Source organism: Patiriisocius sp. Uisw_017 (genome assembly GCF_047731265.1).
Classification (GTDB): domain Bacteria; phylum Bacteroidota; class Bacteroidia; order Flavobacteriales; family Flavobacteriaceae; genus Patiriisocius.
In genome coordinates this window covers 3,121,671-3,140,957 of record NZ_CP159835.1, presented here as the reverse complement: position 1 = coordinate 3,140,957, position 19,287 = coordinate 3,121,671, and the positions used below count along the sequence as shown (strand labels likewise).

Sequence of the window (19,287 nt, the reverse complement as noted above, 5' to 3'; positions counted from 1 at the left end):
AGAGCAAATTGTATTAAAACATAACTTTTATGAGCATAAAATCATTTAATGTAATAGATAATTCACTAAGCAAAACGATGCGAAAATTTGGCAAACCTGCTTTAAAGTTTTCGTTGGCAATTATTTTTGTTTGGTTTGGGGCGCTAAAACCGCTTGGTTTGTCGCCTGCCGAAGGTTTATTAAAAGAAACCGTTTCTTGGTTGCCTTTTGGAAAACCTGATGTTTGGTTGCATATTATTGGATATTGGGAAATTTGTATAGGTATTTTTTTCTTATTTAAAAAAACATGCAGAATTGCCATCGGCTTGTTATTTTTGCAAATGGTAGGTACGTTTATGCCACTGTTTTTTTTACCAGATGTTACCTTCCAGAATGGCAATCCGCTACTTTTAACTTTAGAGGGGCAGTACATCATCAAAAACGTTTTGATTATATCGGCTGCATTAGTTTTGGGTGGTGATTTGTATAAAAAGAGATTGTATTAAAGTGAAATTTTAATTGATATAAAAACATTCATTATCGAAAATTCAGAAAATAAAAATCCAAGTGTATTTAAATGGGCATTGAAATTTGCCTCATCTGCAGGCATAGCAGGAATCTTATGTTGTGTTGCACCAGCCGTGCTTTTTATGTTTGGGCTAATGGGTGGTGCGTATGCTATTTCATTTGCAGATTTCTTTTATAACAGTGACGGCTCAGTTGGGGTTGGTGGTTGGGTTTTAAGAGGCTTTGCCATAGCAATTGGAGCTTTTGGTATTTATCGCTTTAGAACAAAACAAAATCAATGTTCTATAGATTCAAAACGAAAAAAAAAGAATCTAATTTTAGTAGGTATTATAATTATCGTTTTAGGACTGGTTATTTTTTTATCTCTGGAAAAATGGTCCTCTTGGTATTTTGACACCTACGTTGTGCCAGCAAAACAGGAAGAATTAAATAGAAGCTAATGTGATTAAATAAGTGCTTACCTAAGTAAATTTATAAAAGGCTACTAACAAATATAAATGCAGATGAATAATTCCTCAAAATTGAGCGCAAACTATTGTGAAATCATTAACAATAGTTGAATTATTTACTAATACATTAAAAAAACAGGAACCATTTGAAGTTGTTATTTCACTATTGGTTTTTACAATTCAACTTCTTATTTACACAACCTAAAATCAAATAATTTTGTGAAGCTATCAAAACAAAATTATTATGCCATACACAGGAAAAAAATTCCCAAACATCAACGTAAACGCTATGAATGATATGGGCGATACGTTTAAGATTAATGTACTTGAAGAAGCACAGAAAAATAATAAAAAAGTTATTTTATTCTGGTACCCAAAAGATTTCACTTTTGTTTGCCCAACTGAACTGCATGCATTTCAGGCAGCACTGCCAGAGTTTGACAAACGAAATACCCTAGTTATAGGAGCATCTTGCGATACAGCAGAGGTTCATTTTGCTTGGTTAAATACACCTAAAGACAATGGTGGTATTGAAGGTGTCACCTATCCAATTATTGCAGACAGTAATCGCAACTTATCTAGCGTACTAGATATTTTAGATATTACAGAAAAATCTTATGATGAACTAACAGGTAAACTACAAGTAGAAGGTGATAATGTAACATATAGAGCTACGTACATCATAGATGAAGAAGGTACTGTAGTGCACGAAAGTGTTAATCATATGCCATTAGGACGCAATGTGAGTGAGTTTTTACGTTTAATAGACGCATATACACACGTGCAAGAAAAAGGCGAAGTATGTCCTGCAAACTGGGAAGAAGGTAAAGATGCAATGAAACCCAACGCAAAAGATACCGCAACCTATCTAGCTGCACTTGTCAACTAAATTTTACTAATGACAATAAAATAAATAGTAAAAAATCATTTTAAGTTAGCGGTTACTTGTTTAATCGCTTTCTTAAAATATTAGAAAAAATAAAAGATGATTCAAGAATTAACCGAAGACAATCTAAGCCTAGTCGTTGAAACTAATAAAAAAGTAGTTGTACAATATTCTGCGGGCTGGTGTGGTAATTGCCGAATAATGAAGCCAAAATTTAAAAAATTAGCTACTGAAAACCTAGATACAGTTTTCATTATAGTTGATGCTGAAAAGTTTCCTAAAAGCAGAAAAATGGCAACCGTTGACAATCTGCCTACTTTTGCATCTTTCGAAAACGGAACTTTTAAAACCCAAATACAAACAAATAAATTCGAAGTTCTTAAAGGATTTATCGAAGACACGAAATTATGAGGTTACCAGTTATAAAGCACCTAGCACAATTTATTGAAAATAACGATGAAGATTTTGTTATTGAAACTATTGAAACGCTCGAGGATTTATCAGAAGCTTCATCCTTAAAAGAGGAAGAAATAAATGTTATTGGAGAGTTAATATCAAATATGTATGGAGCTATTGAGGTAAGCAAATCTATTAAAAGGGGTACTCCCAAGAAAGAAGCATATAATGAATTTATGAATCGAGTTTTAGGGGCAATTGACAGCTAATTAGTTTATTGAAATTTAAACAAAATAGGCAAAAGGATAATGCTAATAATTTTATGAATTCTAAGTACCTTAAGAATGATTCTTCATTAACGAACATCCAAAACAAAACTTATAGCCAGTCTTGAAAGTGGAATTGGTTCAAAATCATTGCCATATATAATAAAAGAAGTTAAAGCACAAATGAAAGAAGATGGGCGTTCACAAACTTTCCAGTAAGCCTGAGTTTGATTTAACGGCATTATATGAATTTGGTATTTCCAAATTTGGATTAACTCAGACACAAAGTATTTTTTTGGAATGCATGAAACATTTGAAGTGCTTTCTGAGAATGAAACTTTAGGTCCAGACGCATCTGAATTCATTGAGGAGTTAAAAAGGATTTCCCATAGATCGCACGAAAAACAGTTTACAAAGTGACTTTACATAATGACGGATTATAACTACTAAAAAGTGCTAAAATGCCCGGCGTTATAGAACCTGAGCTTTGGTCAAAATCGAAAGTTGATATTAAAGTTCTTGAAAAAATTAAACCTAAATTTTTCTTTTATAATGTTAATCACATCATCGAAGGAGATACCTAAAATCCTCTAAAACAATATTAATCTTGTGAATAAATACGCTTTTTATGCCACAACCTAGTTCGTAGGGAAACACAATGCGTGTGGAAATGCTTCTAGTGAAATATATGAGTTTTATTTTATGCTTTTTTATTAATACTAGATTTTTTTATTTGCCGAGATTCAAAACAAAAAAACAAATTTTAAAAATTATCAAAAAACATTTTCACCTCCTCTAATTTCATAGGTTTTATTATGTAGTCAGAAATTTCATTTATTTTACTTGCTCTTTCGATATCGATAGGATTAACTGAAGAACTTAACATAAAGATGACTATCTTTTTTTTAATTTCAGTTTTTATACTGGCATATTCGTCTATGAACTGCCATCCATCCATGATTGGCATATTGACATCAAGAAATATAATATCTGGAATATTTTCATTAGTCGATTTATTATCAGTAAGATAGTGAATTGCTTTTTCCCCATCCGAAAAAGTAATAATCTTTTCTGCTTGTTTATTATCGTTAATAATCCTCATTAACGTGAATTGATAAATTTTATCATCATCTATTATACCGATAAAAGGTAGTTTTCTTATCATCACATATTTTTCTTTAAAATTATTTTGAAAGTAGTTCCTTTATCTACCTCGCTTTCTACAGTTATAGAACCACCTATTGCTTCTATTTGGGTTTTAGTCATAAAAAGCCCAACTCCTTTAGCGTCTGGATGCCTATGGAATGTGTTATTTAGTCCGAAAAGTTTATGCCCATGTTTTCGTAAATCTATTCCTAATCCGTTGTCTTTAGCAATAAGGATTATTTCATTGTTATTAACAGCTGTGCAGAAATGAATCTTCGTAATACGATCAGGTGAACTATATCTAATGGAATTGGACAACAGGTTTAGCATAATACTTTCCATGTAAAGTTTTGGATATTCGATGTTAGGAGCTTCAGAAAAGTCTGAGGTTACTACTGCTTTTAAATCCAATATTTGATTATCTAAAATGGCTAGTGTTTTATCAAAAACGGAATTAAAAATAATAGGATCATGTTTAATGTCTTTATTCCCTTGTATTTTTACCGATTCGATTAATTCACCCAATGTTTCATTAAGATGACCTATAACTATTTCTACTTTGGAGAATAGCATAGACTTATCTTCTAAATCTGTACTTTCTTTATAGAAATCCTTTAACGCCACAAGGTTACTAACAGGCGATCTTAAATTATGAGATGCAATATGCGCAAAACTTGAAAGTTGTCTATTCTTATTTTCTAAATGCCGGTTGAATTCCTCTAATTGTAATTTTTGTTTTAAAATTAATTCGGCACGACTTAGTAATTCTTTATTTACATCTATCAATTCATTAGAAAGATCATTCGCTTTTCTTTTAGCTATTAAAAGTTCTTGCTCATATTTTTTCCTTTGAGAAATATTGAATACTGCAGACTGAGTAAATAAGTGAAGCCCCTCTTTATCTTTTACTTCCACTGAGTTAATGAGAACAGGGAATTTAGTACCATCTTTTTTTATAAAATTAAAATTTATTTCTTCTATAGTTCCACTTAGCTTTAATGCTGGAGAATAAATATTTTCAAAATATATTTTTCCTCCAAGAGAAAGAAAATCTGTAAACTTTTTTTTGCCTAATACTTCTTCTCGAGTATAGTTTGTTAGATCTAAAAACTTTTCATTGGAATGAACGATAGTGCCGTTGGGTAATGAACAAAAATTACCACTAGCAAAGTTGTTATAAAGTTCTTTATAATCTACATTATAATTCATTAGCTGTTCTGGTTTTATAACCAACTATATTAAATATTGTTTTATAGCCTCAATCGTTTGATTAGGTGCGCTAAGGTGTGGACAATGCCCAGTTGTTTCTAATATTACAAGTTTACTATTAGATATATTATCACGCACAAACCGTCCTATTTTAATGGACGCAATAGCGTCAGTTTTAGATTGTATTATAAGAGTATCAGTTGTAAGTTTTTTAAGATCACTCCTATTATCTCCTAGAAAAGTGACTTTTGCAAAATGCCTTGCTATTTCAGGATTGTTTTGGCAAAAGCTTTCTTCTAACTCTGCTGCTAACTCTGGTCTATCAGCATTGCCCATAATAACCGGTGCCATTGCACTTGACCAGCCTAAATAATTAGAATCCATAGTCTCCATAAGATCATCAATATCGTTTTGAGAAAACCCACCAAAATAACCATCACCATTAATATATCGTGGAGATGGACCAATCATAATTATTTTTTTAAAGAGCGCTGGTCTTTTTAAAGCTGCAAGTGTAGCTATCATAGCGCTCACAGAATGCGCAACAATACAAACGTCTTGTAAATTTAGAGCATCACAAATATTGATTATATCATCTGCATGACCTTCAAGCGAATTGTATTTGTCATAATTATATGCATTTTCATCCGATTTTCCTGAGCCAACAAGGTCTATAAGAACTATTTTGTAAGTGTCTTCGAAATGAGGAGTAATAAATCTCCACATATTTTGATCACATCCATATCCGTGAACAAAGAACATAACTTTGCTGCTGATGCCGTGAATTGTTATATTATTTTGTTTTATTAACTGTTTTAACATAGTATGGAGCGTTAGGAACAATATAATTCCATTTTTCTGGGGAGCCTAAATTTTCTAAAAAACTATTTAATAAAAGTAATAATGTAAATTGAACCCAATAAATATAATAAATAGTTTCTCTAAATAATTTTATTTTTTCATTTGTACTATAAAAGTAATATTATCTGCGCTTTATATTTAATTGAAACCGTTTAAATGAAGTTTTATTAGGATTAATAGAAGTTTACTAGGGTTAAATAAAATACAAAGCACCATTTAAAATATTTATATCCCTTGTAAAAGGACTTGGGTTTCAACTCAGTCATTTGTTGTGCTTTCGTTTTTATTTTTTTTTGTAAATCAGTTATTTGTCGATATACTTTTCTCACGTTTTTTTTTTAATGTATGGTAACGTTTTTTAATAACTAAGCTGGCGATTATTTGCAAGGTTGTTATTTCGTTTTATTATGACTTAAAGACAACTAATTATTTATGCGAAAATTAAGTATGGAAATCACTTTAGGTGCTTACATACAAGTTGTTATAAAAAGGTTTTGGCCATTTAAATAAATAAAAAAGACAATTAATCTCATTATACCTGCACTTAATTTGTATATTTAGAACCTAACTAATACTTAATTATTATGATAAAAAACATTAAATTATTTGGGTTTTTAATATTTACGGCTTTCGTTTTTACCGCCTGTGATTTCGTTTTTACTGCCGGTGAAACTTTAGAAAAAGAGGAAGTCTTAGATATGGAAAAGGTCAAGATTGAAATCCAAGCAATGGAAGATGCCTTTGCAGCAGGTGAAAAAGCAAAAGACGCTGATGCAGTAGCTGCGTATTACAGCGACGACGCTATGAGTTATAGCCGAAACAGAGAACCTCTTTCTGGTAAGAAAGCCATCAGAGACAATATTGCAAATGGTATTGCAAAAGATACGACTGGAAATTATAATGTATATAAAATTGTAGACCTTTATGCTGAAGGGGATACTGCGGTTGAGATTGGTTCTTGGACCGAATTCGATGCTTCTGGTAACGAAAAGGATAATGGAAATTACATGTCCTTTTTCCAGAAACGAGACGGAACATATATATGCGTGCGAGATATGAGTACGACTACATCTCCTGTTAAGTCAGGTATTTAAGCTATTAGAATTTACTAAAGAATACGCAACCTGAACATGAAAAATGGTTTGCCAAACGCCCCGAGTGGGCACGAGATAAAGTAGGTTGTTCTATATTGTCTTGCAGTTCGTAATGGCGTTACAGGAAAAGATAAAACAACTACCATTATTTCTAATTTTTTTCTTTCTAAAAATTTATTTGAATATCAAAGCAATTCTCTTTGCCCCAGGCGTTCTTTAGCTTGACGCAGGATAGGAGCGAAGTGGTAATGTATATAGCATGGATACTTATAGTCTCGTTTAATACTATTCTTTTAAATTAATTAGGACCTAGGGATGCAAACTTTCAAAATTGTTTATAGATTCCATATACTTTATAACATATCGCTGAAAAGAATAAAAGAGTTATATTAATTTTGTATTTAATACCATAGCATAAATTTTAAAATTTGTTAGAGAAAAGACAGCAATTACCCCAAGCACAACCTATAGATGCAGATTATTTCATTTATTGTTTAGAAGCAGTTCAAGATATAGAAACGGACGCCGTTACCGAAGCACAAAAAAGTCTAGAACAATTGACCGTCCAATATGGAGTAGCCAGTATTTATAAAACATGCGACACCATTGAAGGGCTAGAAGATAGTTTAAATGCATTGGTCTTGGATGATCATCATTTTAAAGACTATGAAGTCATCTACCTGGTGATAAAAGGCGAAGCAAATAGCATTTGTTTAAATGACTACTATTATAGTCTACAAGAAATTGCAGAAATTTTTGAAGGAAGATTACAAGGAAAGATGTTACACTTTTCAAATGCAAAAGTGCTAGATTTAGACCAAGAAGAAGCACAATATTTTTTGGATATTACGGGCGCAAAAGGTATTTCTGGCTACGGTAATGCAAGTAATGGAATCACCAGCTCAAATCTTGACAAGGCCTTCTTTAACTTATTTAAAGATGATGATAATATGTTAGATGTTGTAGAAGAGTTGCATCAAAGACATTATACTGCCTGTAAACTTCTTGATTTTAGGATGTATTATTAAACTACATTAGATTTTGTAGTATAATGTGCTGCGTGATGTAACTTTGCTTTGTTAAAATCGATTCGCAAGAGCTAATTTTTCTTTTATTTTTTTCACGTCTAATTTTTTATTTAAAAATATAATGACAGCCTTCAGGGTTCACGAGCTCCTATTTCTCAATTAGGAGAGGGCGCGTAAATACGCTTTTTACGAAACGACGTAGGAGAGTAGTGAAATCTGTGTGGAAAGGGATTATATTAATTAGTGTTTTGTGAAAAATCAAAAATTAGTTTAGAAATACACACAATTAATTTCTTGAATTCCTTGTTTAAACAAAAACAGAAATAATTGTTCGCTTTTTTTTTTGTTAACTTCGTGTCGCATATTAAAATTAACTCGTTTGCACAATTGGTGTTATAATAAGTTAAGATATAAAGTTTAAACTTTGAATGAAAGATAGGAAAGGGCGTCAACTTGCTGTAATTATGTTTACCGATATCATTGGGTATACAGTTTTGATGCAGACTAATGAAAACTTTGCAGCTAAATCTAGAGCTAGGCATCGTGAAGTTTTCCAAAAATCACACAATACGTTCAAAGGAGATATTATTCAATATTACGGTGATGGTACTTTAAGTATTTTTAAAAGTGCTATTGAAGCGGTGAATTGTGCTATAGTAATACAACGCCTTTTACAGCAAGGGGATTCAGTACCATTGAGAATAGGACTACATTTAGGAGATATCGTTTTTGATGATACAGAGGTTTATGGAGATGCAGTAAATTTTGCCTCTCGGATTGAGAGTTTGGGAGTAGAAGGCAGCATTCTTTTGTCTAAAAAAATAAATGATGAACTAAAAAATCACGAGACTATTTCGACAATATCTTTAGGTGCTTTTGAGCTAAAAAATATAGCCATTCCTGCCGAAGTGTTTGCAATTTCAAATAAAGGCATCAAGGTGCCAGCTATCTCAGATATAAAAGACAAACAGAAACCTGTAAATAATACGATTGCTGTTTTACCCTTTGTCAATATGAGTGACAGCAAAGACAATGAATATTTTAGCGACGGTATTACAGAAGAAATTATGAACGCACTAGCTAAAATTCAAAATTTAAAAGTAACCTCTCGTACCTCGTCTTTCTTTTTTAAGGGTAAGAATCTACCCATCAATGAAATAGGACAAAAACTTGGAGTTTCAGCCATTTTAGAAGGAAGTGTCCGATTATCTAATGATTTTATTAGGATAACAGCACAACTTATTCAAGTGAAGGACGACTTCCATTTTTGGTCAGACACTTGGGATAGAAAATTAGAAAATATTTTCGAAATACAAGATGAAGTTAGTTTATTAATAGCTGACAAATTAAGAGAGCATTTTGGTCATTTAGAAATCGATGAAACATTAGTAACCAAACAAACGGAGAATATTAATGCCTATGGCTATTGCTTAAAAGCAAAATTTCACGAAAACAAATGGAACCCTGAAGATGTAAAAATGGCCATCTCATTATATGACAAAGCCTTAGAATTAGACCCAAAATATGCAGAAGCTCATCTAGGCTTGGCAGGATGTTATAGCTTTCTAGGTACAATTACATTTATTCCATTTGAAGCCGCTTGGGAAAAAACAAATAAACATACGAGCCGAGCGCTAGCGCTAAATGGGCAATCTTCTGGTGTACATTATCAATTGTCAAATCAAGCGTTTTTTATTGAATGTGATTATAGTAAATCACTAAGAGAAATGAAAACAGCGATTAGGATTAACCCTAATAATGCTGAAGCACAGCAATTCATGTCTTTTCTATACATTCTTGCTGGCGAAAAGAAAAAATCACGACATCATCTTGAAATTGCTTTGAGCATAAATCCGCTTTCTGAAGAAACACAATTTTTTAAGGCTTATTTTCATTATATGATTGAGGAGTATGTTGAATCTTTAGATCTATTGGATCAATGTTTAGCCGTTAATGATAAAAATATTCCTGCACATTCTGTTAAAGCATTATGCCTTCTCAAGTTAGGCAGATACGATGAGGTCATTAATTATTTTGATAACATCCCTGCAGAGGTTGTCATCGAAGGAGATAAAACTGGGATTATTGGATTGGCTTATGCCTTAAAGAAGGATCATGTTAACGCCTCCATCTATTTAGAAAAACTAATCACGCAGTCAAAAGGGGAAAACGGTTTTACGGCAGATTCTTACCTATATATGATGTATGCAGCTAACGGAAACAATGACAAAGCCTTTGAATGGGTAGCAGAAGCTATCGAAAATAATTCTCCTTTACTTCTTTTGCGATATGCTGACCCTTTGATTTATAGGATAAAAAATGACCCAAGGTATAATGCGTTTCAGAAAACAATATTTCAAACCGATCAAACGGAAGCGTCAGCCAAGCAAAAGATTGTGCTACTCAACACTAAGAAAGCAGCGGAATATACAGCTAAACTGTTAGCACATCTTTCGGAAAAAGAGCCTTTTTTAAATCCTGATTTATCTTTACGAGAGTTAGCGAGTCAGATTGAAATTCACCCGAATCAACTATCTTGGTTACTCAACAATAATATCGGTAAAAACTACAACGAATTCATCAATACTTACAGAATTGAAGCATTTAAATTGAAGGCTAAAAACCCAAGTAATGCACACCTCACCATTGAAGGTTTAGCCTATGAAAGTGGTTTCAATTCTAGAACGGTTTTTAATACGTCTTTTAAGAAAGAAACCGGACTAACGCCTAAGCAATACATAAATCTTTAAAAAAGGGTTCATCTACTATCCTTTTCAATGTTGTTCGGAATTATAATTCCGTGCAACCTGAATGAAATTCAGAAAGTAATTTCGCGCTTTGTAAAATACATTTGCATCATATTTAATCACAGAATAAAATTAACCGTGAATATGAAAGCAATACCTATAAATACAAACCATAGTCTAAATAATAGAAGAGCAAAACTAGCAGGTATACTTTATCTATCGTTAGTACCTTTAGGAGTATTTGGAATTATATACGTTCCATCAAGTCTAATTGTAACTGATAATATTTCAGCAACAATTAGCAATATTATTGAAAATGAAACCTTGTTTAGATGGAGTATTATAAGTGCATTAGTAGTGCAACTCATAAATATTATTCTAGTCCTACTATTATTTAAAATATTTAAGCCTTTTGATAAAGGGATGGCTTCTCTAATGGTCATATTTTCATTATTAGCGGTACCAATAGCATTCTTAAATGAGATTAACAATTTAGCTGTATTACATTTATTAGATCAGGCAAATGAATCGCAACAGCTTATTTCAGTATTTCTGAATTTACATCACCAAGGCATCATAATCGCCCAAGTGTTTTGGGGACTTTGGCTTTTTCCATTAGGATATTTAGTCTATAAATCTGGTTATATGCCAAGATTTATTGGTGTTCTTTTAATGATAGGATGTGCAGGCTATGTTGTCGATTCTTTCACGTTAATTCTTCTCCCTCAATTTAAAATCACATTTAGCGAATTCACCTTCTTAGGAGAAGTCATCTTCCCTCTTTATCTTTTGATTAAGGGAATTAAATATCAACACTCATAATTAGCCCAAAAAATATTTCAAATACAATAAATATAGAATTTCATGAAAAAAATAAGCATAATAATATTGTTAGTTCTTGTTTCAAGCTATGCCATAGCTCAAGATTCTCAAGACGCATTGCAACAAAAAGCAGTACAAAGTGTCAAAGAAAAATTTCCAGAAACCAGGCTCTTCAATTTTGAATACAACCAAAGTCTGGATAGAAGTTTCAGTTCCGAGTTATTTGACCAAGATTTTCAAGAAGGTGATATTATAAATCAGCGAAATTTTATGGCTTCAGCGAACATTCCAGTTTATAAAACGAAAAAATGGAGTTTTACTGCTTCACTATTTTATCAATTTAGTGAGTTTGAGTTTGAAAATATTGAAAACCCTTCATCTTCACCATTCTTTGGACGCAATGGTATTATCAGTTTTCATAATTTTTCTACAGCTTTGAGTTCGACATACTTTTCAACTTTATTTAAAAAACCTGTCATATTTAATGTCTCGATTATTGCAGATGCCAATGAAGAAAATTTTGGTCGTTTTAGAGGAATTATTGGGGTTACTTTTATTTTGAAACAGACTGAAAGAACTACAATAACATTAGGAGCTATGGGGTTTCTTGACCCATCCAACCAAATCCCATTTACCCCAACATTTAGCTATAATCATCACTTCAAAAATTTGAAATGGGAAGTGGACTTTATCTTACCACAACGGTTATTATTCCGCAGACCGATTGGGGACAATGGTAGATTATCACTGGGGAGTACGATTGGGGCCTCAGAGTTTTATATTGATGCAAATGATCAAGCCTATGGAAATGTCTTTGCATACAGCCAGATAGAACTAAAAACGGGAATTATATATGAACATCTTATTAATAATTATCTCATCGGAACGTTTCAAGGAGGTCTTCAAAATTTTATAAGTAATCGTGCGACAGCAAAAGGTGAGCCCACACAAGATTTTATATACGAAAACACACAAGGTGCGACAGGATATTTTCAAATAGGAATTTCAATAGATCCTTTCACTAAAAAGAAAAGTTAAAGACAGTTATTAAGATCTTTAAATCTAAATTTTACAAAAATGGCAACTATTAAACTTCCAAATATTCATAAAATAACCGCTATATTTTTTGGTGTTTTTTTTTAATTGCATTCTTGTCCTATGGTATTGGCAGTGGACTTGTGGATTCAATTGTAAGTGTTCCAGATTTCCTAACTCATATTTTTGATAATAAAACAACACTTATTATTGGAATATGCCTCATGGCTCTAATTCATACTATTGCAAACATTGGACTTCCAGTAATTATACTTCCGATTTTAAAGCCATTCAATAAAACGTTGAGTTATGGATATCTATGTGCAGCAATAACCACGACTATTATACTTGCGATAGGTGCTATATTTTTACTTTTACTCGTTCCTCTTAGTGAAGATTATATAAAACTCGGTGCCGCTAATACATCAAATTTTGAAACCATAGGAACGCTCTTAAAAAAAGGAAGCTTTTATGCCTACCAAATAGGAATGGCTATCTGGGGTTTTGGTGGTCTCTTGCTTTGTTATGTATTATACATTTCAAAACTTGTTCCAAGATTTTTCTCAGTATGGGGATTTATAGGATATATCGTTTTTATAGCAGGAACTATTCTTGAATTATTTGGTTATAATGTAGGGGTTCTTTTGTCAATTCCTGGAGGTTTATTTGAAATTTCTTTAAGTGTATGGTTGATAATAAAGGGATTCAAAGTATCAAAAAAAAAGATTCTGTAACCAAGTATAGTTCATTGGCGTCTAAATTCTTTAATCATTTAACAAAGAGTAAATAACTAAAATTTAAATCGAAACAAATGAAACTCCTAATCCCATTCCTAGTAGTTGTCTTTACTGCTATTTCCTGTAATAATAATGGAAAGAACACAGAAGGAGACTCTGCCACAAAAGCGGCTATTATTCAAACTTTTATGAATGAAACTGCTCAATCCATGCTAAGTGACTCAACCATTACTTCTGTATCCATAGGTATTTTAAAGGATGGTATAGCATATACTTCTCATTATGGAGCGTTGGATGCTGGAAAAAAAAATCCTCCGAATGATGAAACGATATATGAAATCGCATCGGTAACTAAAACCTTGACAGGAACCTTGGTTGCTCAAGCTGTATTGGATGGAAAATTAAATTTAGATGACGATATCCGAAAATATTTGAAGGAAGACTATCCAAATTTTCAATATAAGAATGAAGTCATCACGATTAGACATTTAGTGACACATACAAGTCGCTTGCCTGCTAACTGGACAGGTTTTGAAGATGCGTTCAAAAAAGAAGGGGACAGTATCATTCAAAAGATTGTGGAGATTGGAAAGAATTATAATGAGGAAAAGTTTTTCAAGCAAATTGAAAATGCTGTGCTTGATACCATCCCTGGTGTCATTTATGAATACAATAATTTAGCTCCCAACTTAATGGCTCATATTCTTGAAAATGTCTATCAAAAATCATTCGATGAATTACTTAATGATTTCATATTCAAAAAAAATGGGATGACGAGTACAAAGATAAGGTTATCTGAAGGTGAACAGAGTCGATTAGCCAACGGCTATAGTAAAGGACAACTCACGCCTTACTTTCCTATACCAACATGGGGGGCTGCAGGGGGAATAAAATCTACAACTTCTGACCTTATCAAATATATGAGGCTACAGTTAGATACAACCAACGCAACTATAGTAGAATCTCACAGGCTTAACTTTACTGTTAGTCCAACTTTTTCATTAGCTTATTATTGGAATATAGGAAATAATAGCGATGGAACTATTCATTATAGCCATCACGGAGGAGCAGTAGGTATGCAAAATTTGTTTTCTGTTTACCCTGCATACCATATGGGGGTATCTATCGTCACAAACTCCAGTGAGAGTCATACAGGCGATTTACTTCACAGTACTGTGAGGGGATTAGTGAATGATTTAAAACCGAATGGAAAAAAATCAATTGAAAAGAAAATTACTCCCAAAACAATGCAAAATGTAGATGGAGGAATTGCTTTATATCATCAACTAAAGAAAGAGAATATTGATGCATATAATTTTGGAAATCAAAATGAATTAAACAATCTTGGATATGCACTATTATCAAGAAACAAAGTGAAAGAAGCAATAAAAATATTTACATTATTGGTTTCCGAATTTCCGAAATTGCCGAACCCTTACGATAGTCTTGGAGAAGCCTATTTTATAAATAAGGAATATGAATTGGCTCTAAAAAACTACAAGACATCTTTGGAGTTAAATCCAGAAAATAGAGCTGCTGCTGAAATGATTGCTAAAATTGAAAAACTAATCCAATAACTTAAAGCAACAAATAGTGCTAATCTACGAGAAATGCGAAGCATTCACGAACACGTTTAAAACCATAGTAAAGACGTGAGTAATCGTTTGTTTTTTTTATTACGTACATTTTTCGAATACGGGATTTTTAATAATAGGTAAAAGGATCGCTTTTATTTTGGCCTTGGCAAGCGATGGATAATTACTCGCGTTATTTCTATTTATTAATATGGAGCTCGTGAAATCGAAGATTTGCTTGCAAATCAAAATTAGGCAAAGCCAATGCTTCGCATTTGTGTTATAAAACAATCGAGCGCTTGGTAGATGCTATTTTATCCCGTTCTTCAATGGGATAGGCGCCACGGCCAATTATGGATACAAATGTTTTTTAAACGCTGCGAAGCAAACCGCTTATTAGTTTAATGACCCAAGTTCTAGAGTTTATTAGTGTGTACAGAACTTTCTGGGATGTTTTACACGAGTTCAAATAATTTATCCTGAGGATGAATTGTTGAAAGCTGCGAGACGATGCGGCTGAGGGAATTATAGCTATCATTTCTTTTATAAATAGAATGTGTAGTACTAAACATACTATTTTCTCCAACGCGCCAGCTTTGTTATAATGTGCTGCGTTATGTAACTTTGCTTTGAAAAAAAGCTTTTTACCAATACGAACCTTCTTTATTTTTTTCTTTGTAAAAGTTTCTTTAATAATGTAATACTTATTATATGAGCCGGCGGCAGGAGGGGAGTGTAATGTGTATGGAATTGGATTGTTTGTTAATATTTCTTTGCTGTATACTTAAAATTTATTTACTTTATATATTAATAATGAACTATGGAGAATGATATTGTATCAGAAAAACTAGAGTTGCTAAGAAAGAAAGACGAACAAGCGTTTAACGAATTTAGCGGTGCTTTTGAAACGGGGTCTTGTCATAAAGGGGAGATATTAGTTCCTATGTATAAAACCTGTGACAGATTATATATTGTGCAGTCCGGAATTGCAAAACAGTTTAGACATAAAGAAGATGGCTCAGAATATATCACTTGGTTTAGTTTTAAAGGAGATTTATTGGTCGCTTTCGCTAGTTTTGTAACCCAAGAGCCAAGTAAAGAAGCCATAAAAATTATTGAAGATTGTGAGTACATTAGTATCTCAAGAAAGATGTGCTATGAGTTAGCTTCAAAATACCACGCAGTAGAAACGTTTTTCCGCGAACTGTTGGAAATCTATTATATCCAGTCAGACGAGCGTTTATTTTTTCTACAATCATTTACTGCAAAACAAAAATACAATCACATATTGAAAGAGATGCCGCATTTTTTGCAAAGACTACCGCAAAAAGAGCTTTCCTCTTTTTTAGGAATAAAAAGAGAAACACTTAGTAGAATACGTAAATATTCTTAATCTAATTTCCATTTTAATATTCTAGCATCTGTCTGCCAGTAAGCAGGTGACCTCAAGAATTAAGCTTTTAGTTGCTCCTAAGCATTACTGAAATAAAAATATATTTTCAGTGAAAGTAGCTTGTGAAACAATTTGAAGGGTTGCTATTTCTAGCGCTTCTCCTGATAATTATAGGAATCATCAGGCTGTTTGATTTCCACTTCAATATGGTACCTATAACTTATTAAAAATCAACAATTTTTATTAATTGACATTTGTCACACTTTTTCCTTTTTAACCGCTTTAGTTTTGCACTCAACAATAAGCAATATGGAAAATCAACAAATAACTCAAGTATTTCCGCTTCTTCAAAAGCAAGAATTCTACCCGACAAATATGGGTAAAATATTGAGCGTGTTTTATAAGTCAAATCAGAAATATTTCACCTTTGAAGCATTAGAAGAGCAAACAAATATAGAAGCAGAAGATCTTCAAAATACACTAGATCAACTAGAAGAAAGAGATGAAATAAATGACATCACTTCTATTGAAGATTCTAATCACAAACGGTATTACTTAAATGTAAAAGGGAGTATTAAAAATCTTCAAATTACCATTCAAACCAATAAACAATTAATAGCATTATTAGAAAAAATAGTAGATGCTAGAGATAGCTCTAACCAAGACCTCAATCAATTTATAAAACAGTCCATCTCTTTTAATAGTGAAGTTCTCGACTTTATGGAAAAAGCATCAGTAGAATATTTCACCAAAAAATAAATAACAAATGAAAAAGCAAATTTTAATACTTCTAGTCATATTCTTTACGCAGCTATTGGTGGCGCAAGTACGCACCTACGATTTTGGAATACTACTAGACATAAGAAACGAAAAAATTGATTCGCTACTTGTTCATCTTAAAAAACAAATAAAAACGGTAGTGGGAGAAGATGCAATCATCAACTTTTCAGAGAAAAATACGCTGGTAAACAACTTTGATATTGTAAAAGCGCAAGAGCAGTATCGTCAATTATTGATCAATGAAACAGATCTTATTCTCGCTTTTGGAATTGTGAATAATGAACTGCTAACAAAACAAGAAACACATCAAAAACCAACCATTCTATTTGGAGCCATCAACAAAGATTTTAATAGAATAGACCTTTCTAAAAATAAATCGAACACGACTAATTTAACCTATTTGGTCGAAGAGGAATCGTATAAAAATGATTTAGAAAAACTAAAAGCGCTTACCAATTTCAAAAATGTTGGGATTATTATAGATAAGCCTTTTATGGATATGCTGCCTATAAAAGCAACTTTTGATGCCATTTCAAAATCAATAGGAACAAATTATACATTAATTCCATTTGAATCTGTATCCGATATTACGTCAAAATTAGATACTGTAGACGCTATTTATATGGCAGGTGGATTCTTTTTAAGCGATATAGAAATAGCCACCTTATCTTCTATTTTTATCGAGAAAAAACTACCCTCTTTTACCATAAATAATGTGACTTATGTAGAAAAAGGATTTATGGCTACTCACAATCCTACCATAAACTACAATCAAATTTTGCGAAGATTAGCTTTAACAGTTGAGCAATATATTAACGGTACTCCATTAGCAGACATTCCTGTTTTTGTAGATTATAAATCACAATTAACTATTAATCATAATACCGCTGAACTTACCGAAGTAGCCCTAAAGTATAGCCTTATTAATACGGCAGAATTTGTCGGGAAATTTGACAATGTACTTTCCGAAAAAAAATATAATCTTTTAGAACTTATAGAAAAAGGATTAAATAGAAATCTAGAACTTAAATCACAAGAGAAAGAGGTGGTCTTGCGCAGCCAAGATGTAAAAACTGCGAAGAGTACTTATTTGCCAAGCATAACGGCAAATGCTGGAGTCAACTATATAGATCCAGATATTGCTGTATTAGGTTTTGGACAAACACCAGAATTTCAAACCTCTGGAAATATAACATTACAACAAACTATTTTTTCTGAAACGGCAAATGCTACTATTAACATTCAGGAAAATTTACAAAAAGCACAACAAGAAAATTTTAATGCACTCGAATTAAATACGATACTCAACATATCGAACGCATACTTAAATATATTGATCTTAAAGGCAAATGCGCAAATTCAAAAAAGCAACTTAGACCTCACAAAACGTACTCTTAAAATAGCAGAACAAAATTTTAATCTAGGGCAGTCTAGCAAATCAGATATGCTTCGTTTTAAAAGTCAAATGGCGCAAAACAATCAAGTAATGATTGAGTCTATAAATCAATTAGAACAAGGTTTTATAGCATTAAATCAATTATTGAACAATCCAATAAACACGAAGATAGATATAGATAATATGGCATTGGGAGACAATGTTTTTGGAGCATTTCAATATGAACAATTTGTTGATTTGTTAGATAGTCCTGCAACAAGAGAAACGTTTGTTGAATTTTTAATTGAAGAAGCTAGAAAAAATGCACCAGAACTTAAAGCACTTGGCTATAATCTTAGTGCAACAGAACGCTCGATTCAACTGAATGGAAAAGGACGCTTTTTGCCAACAGTTCAATTACAAGGACAATACAATAGCGTGTTGAATCGAAATGGAGCAGGAAGCACTGCACCACCAAGTTTTGTATTACCCTATAATAATTATACAGTTGGCGTTGCAATGTCTATCCCCATTTTTAATAGAAATCAAACCAATATCAATCGTAAAACGGCCTTGATTCAAAAAGATCAATTAAACATCCTTAAAGAAAATACAGAACAGACGATAGATGTTAATGTTAGAAATAGCATCTTAAATGTAATCAATCAAATCTCTAATATAGCACTCTCTAAAATATCAGAGCAAACTGCCAAAGAAGCACTAGAATTAACCCAAGCATCCTACGCTAGTGGTGCGGTAAACTTGGTACAACTTATTGATGCACAGAATAATTATATAAATACACAATTAGCAAGTGCTACGGCAGTATATGGTTATTTGGGTAATATGATTCAGGTTGAACGTTTTATAGGGCATTATTTTTTGCTCAGTACAACGGAGGATAATAGCAAATTTACACAACGTTTTATAGCATACCTAAACACTAAAAGTTAAGCATTAAAAATATAAAAATAGCGATTAC

Annotated in this window: 19 protein-coding genes; 15 read left to right on the top strand and 4 right to left on the bottom strand. The window is 32.3% G+C overall.

From position 1 onward, the window contains the following. The first annotated feature begins 29 nt into the window (after window positions 1-29). From ABXT67_RS14175 to ABXT67_RS14155, 5 genes are all read left to right on the top strand, one after another. Entirely contained in the window at window positions 30-485 is a 456-nt protein-coding gene (locus ABXT67_RS14175; protein WP_415374693.1) for a hypothetical protein, read from the top strand. Between the two features lie 78 nt (window positions 486-563). After that, a complete protein-coding gene (locus ABXT67_RS14170) occupies window positions 564-947 on the top strand; it encodes a hypothetical protein (RefSeq protein ID WP_415374692.1) in 384 nt (127 codons plus the stop codon). 253 nt (window positions 948-1,200) lie between these two features. Next, window positions 1,201-1,845 (top strand): peroxiredoxin, encoded by a 645-nt coding sequence (locus ABXT67_RS14165; protein ID WP_415374691.1) that lies wholly within the window; start codon window positions 1,201-1,203, stop codon window positions 1,843-1,845. Window positions 1,846-1,941: 96 nt separating this feature from the next. Next, window positions 1,942-2,253, top strand: coding sequence for a thioredoxin family protein (locus ABXT67_RS14160; RefSeq protein ID WP_415374690.1), 312 nt, complete (start codon window positions 1,942-1,944; stop codon window positions 2,251-2,253). After that, window positions 2,250-2,507, top strand: a complete 258-nt coding sequence (locus ABXT67_RS14155) for a DUF6952 family protein (RefSeq protein WP_415374689.1) — start codon at window positions 2,250-2,252, stop codon at window positions 2,505-2,507. Before ABXT67_RS14160 ends, ABXT67_RS14155 begins: the two co-directional genes overlap by 4 nt. Window positions 2,508-2,593: 86 nt before the next feature. Here ABXT67_RS14155 and ABXT67_RS14150 read toward each other — a convergent pair whose 3' ends face one another. The 4 genes from ABXT67_RS14150 to ABXT67_RS14135 all read right to left on the bottom strand — a co-directional run bounded on the left by ABXT67_RS14150 (window position 2,594) and on the right by ABXT67_RS14135 (window position 5,681). After that, window positions 2,594-2,869 (bottom strand): hypothetical protein, encoded by a 276-nt coding sequence (locus ABXT67_RS14150; protein WP_415374688.1) that lies wholly within the window; start codon window positions 2,867-2,869, stop codon window positions 2,594-2,596. 398 nt (window positions 2,870-3,267) lie between these two features. Further along, a complete protein-coding gene (locus tag ABXT67_RS14145; protein WP_415374687.1) occupies window positions 3,268-3,669 on the bottom strand; it encodes a response regulator in 402 nt (133 codons plus the stop codon). Beyond that, window positions 3,669-4,859, bottom strand: coding sequence for an ATP-binding protein (locus ABXT67_RS14140; RefSeq protein ID WP_415374686.1), 1,191 nt, complete (start codon window positions 4,857-4,859; stop codon window positions 3,669-3,671). Before ABXT67_RS14140 ends, ABXT67_RS14145 begins: the two co-directional genes overlap by 1 nt. Before the next feature lie 24 nt (window positions 4,860-4,883). After that, on the bottom strand, window positions 4,884-5,681 hold the full coding sequence (locus ABXT67_RS14135; RefSeq protein ID WP_415374685.1) for an alpha/beta fold hydrolase: 798 nt from the start codon (window positions 5,679-5,681) through the stop codon (window positions 4,884-4,886). A 623-nt stretch (window positions 5,682-6,304) separates the two neighbouring features. Between ABXT67_RS14135 and ABXT67_RS14130 the strand changes: the two genes are divergently transcribed. From ABXT67_RS14130 to ABXT67_RS14085, 10 genes are all read left to right on the top strand, one after another. Continuing rightward, the gene (locus ABXT67_RS14130; protein ID WP_415374684.1) at window positions 6,305-6,814 is read left to right on the top strand and encodes a YybH family protein; all 510 of its coding nucleotides are present in this window, start codon (window positions 6,305-6,307) and stop codon (window positions 6,812-6,814) included. A gap of 428 nt (window positions 6,815-7,242) precedes the next feature. Next, window positions 7,243-7,842 (top strand): DUF6642 family protein, encoded by a 600-nt coding sequence (locus ABXT67_RS14125; protein ID WP_415374683.1) that lies wholly within the window; start codon window positions 7,243-7,245, stop codon window positions 7,840-7,842. A 428-nt stretch (window positions 7,843-8,270) separates the two neighbouring features. Further along, entirely contained in the window at window positions 8,271-10,592 is a 2,322-nt protein-coding gene (locus ABXT67_RS14120) for a helix-turn-helix domain-containing protein (RefSeq protein WP_415374682.1), read from the top strand. A gap of 141 nt (window positions 10,593-10,733) precedes the next feature. Further along, a complete protein-coding gene (locus ABXT67_RS14115) occupies window positions 10,734-11,411 on the top strand; it encodes a DUF4386 domain-containing protein (protein ID WP_415374681.1) in 678 nt (225 codons plus the stop codon). A 42-nt stretch (window positions 11,412-11,453) separates the two neighbouring features. After that, window positions 11,454-12,449, top strand: coding sequence for a hypothetical protein (locus tag ABXT67_RS14110; RefSeq protein WP_415374680.1), 996 nt, complete (start codon window positions 11,454-11,456; stop codon window positions 12,447-12,449). An 83-nt stretch (window positions 12,450-12,532) separates the two neighbouring features. Continuing rightward, the gene (locus ABXT67_RS14105) at window positions 12,533-13,180 is read left to right on the top strand and encodes a DUF4386 domain-containing protein (RefSeq protein WP_415377002.1); all 648 of its coding nucleotides are present in this window, start codon (window positions 12,533-12,535) and stop codon (window positions 13,178-13,180) included. A 77-nt stretch (window positions 13,181-13,257) separates the two neighbouring features. Then, on the top strand, window positions 13,258-14,760 hold the full coding sequence (locus ABXT67_RS14100; protein WP_415374679.1) for a serine hydrolase: 1,503 nt from the start codon (window positions 13,258-13,260) through the stop codon (window positions 14,758-14,760). 817 nt (window positions 14,761-15,577) lie between these two features. Next, on the top strand, window positions 15,578-16,150 hold the full coding sequence (locus ABXT67_RS14095; RefSeq protein ID WP_415374678.1) for a Crp/Fnr family transcriptional regulator: 573 nt from the start codon (window positions 15,578-15,580) through the stop codon (window positions 16,148-16,150). A 309-nt stretch (window positions 16,151-16,459) separates the two neighbouring features. Continuing rightward, window positions 16,460-16,909, top strand: coding sequence for a hypothetical protein (locus tag ABXT67_RS14090; RefSeq protein WP_415374677.1), 450 nt, complete (start codon window positions 16,460-16,462; stop codon window positions 16,907-16,909). A 7-nt stretch (window positions 16,910-16,916) separates the two neighbouring features. Continuing rightward, window positions 16,917-19,259 carry a TolC family protein gene (locus ABXT67_RS14085; RefSeq protein ID WP_415374676.1) on the top strand — a complete coding sequence of 781 codons (2,343 nt, stop codon included), beginning with the start codon at window positions 16,917-16,919 and terminating at the stop codon, window positions 19,257-19,259. Window positions 19,260-19,287 lie beyond the last annotated feature (28 nt).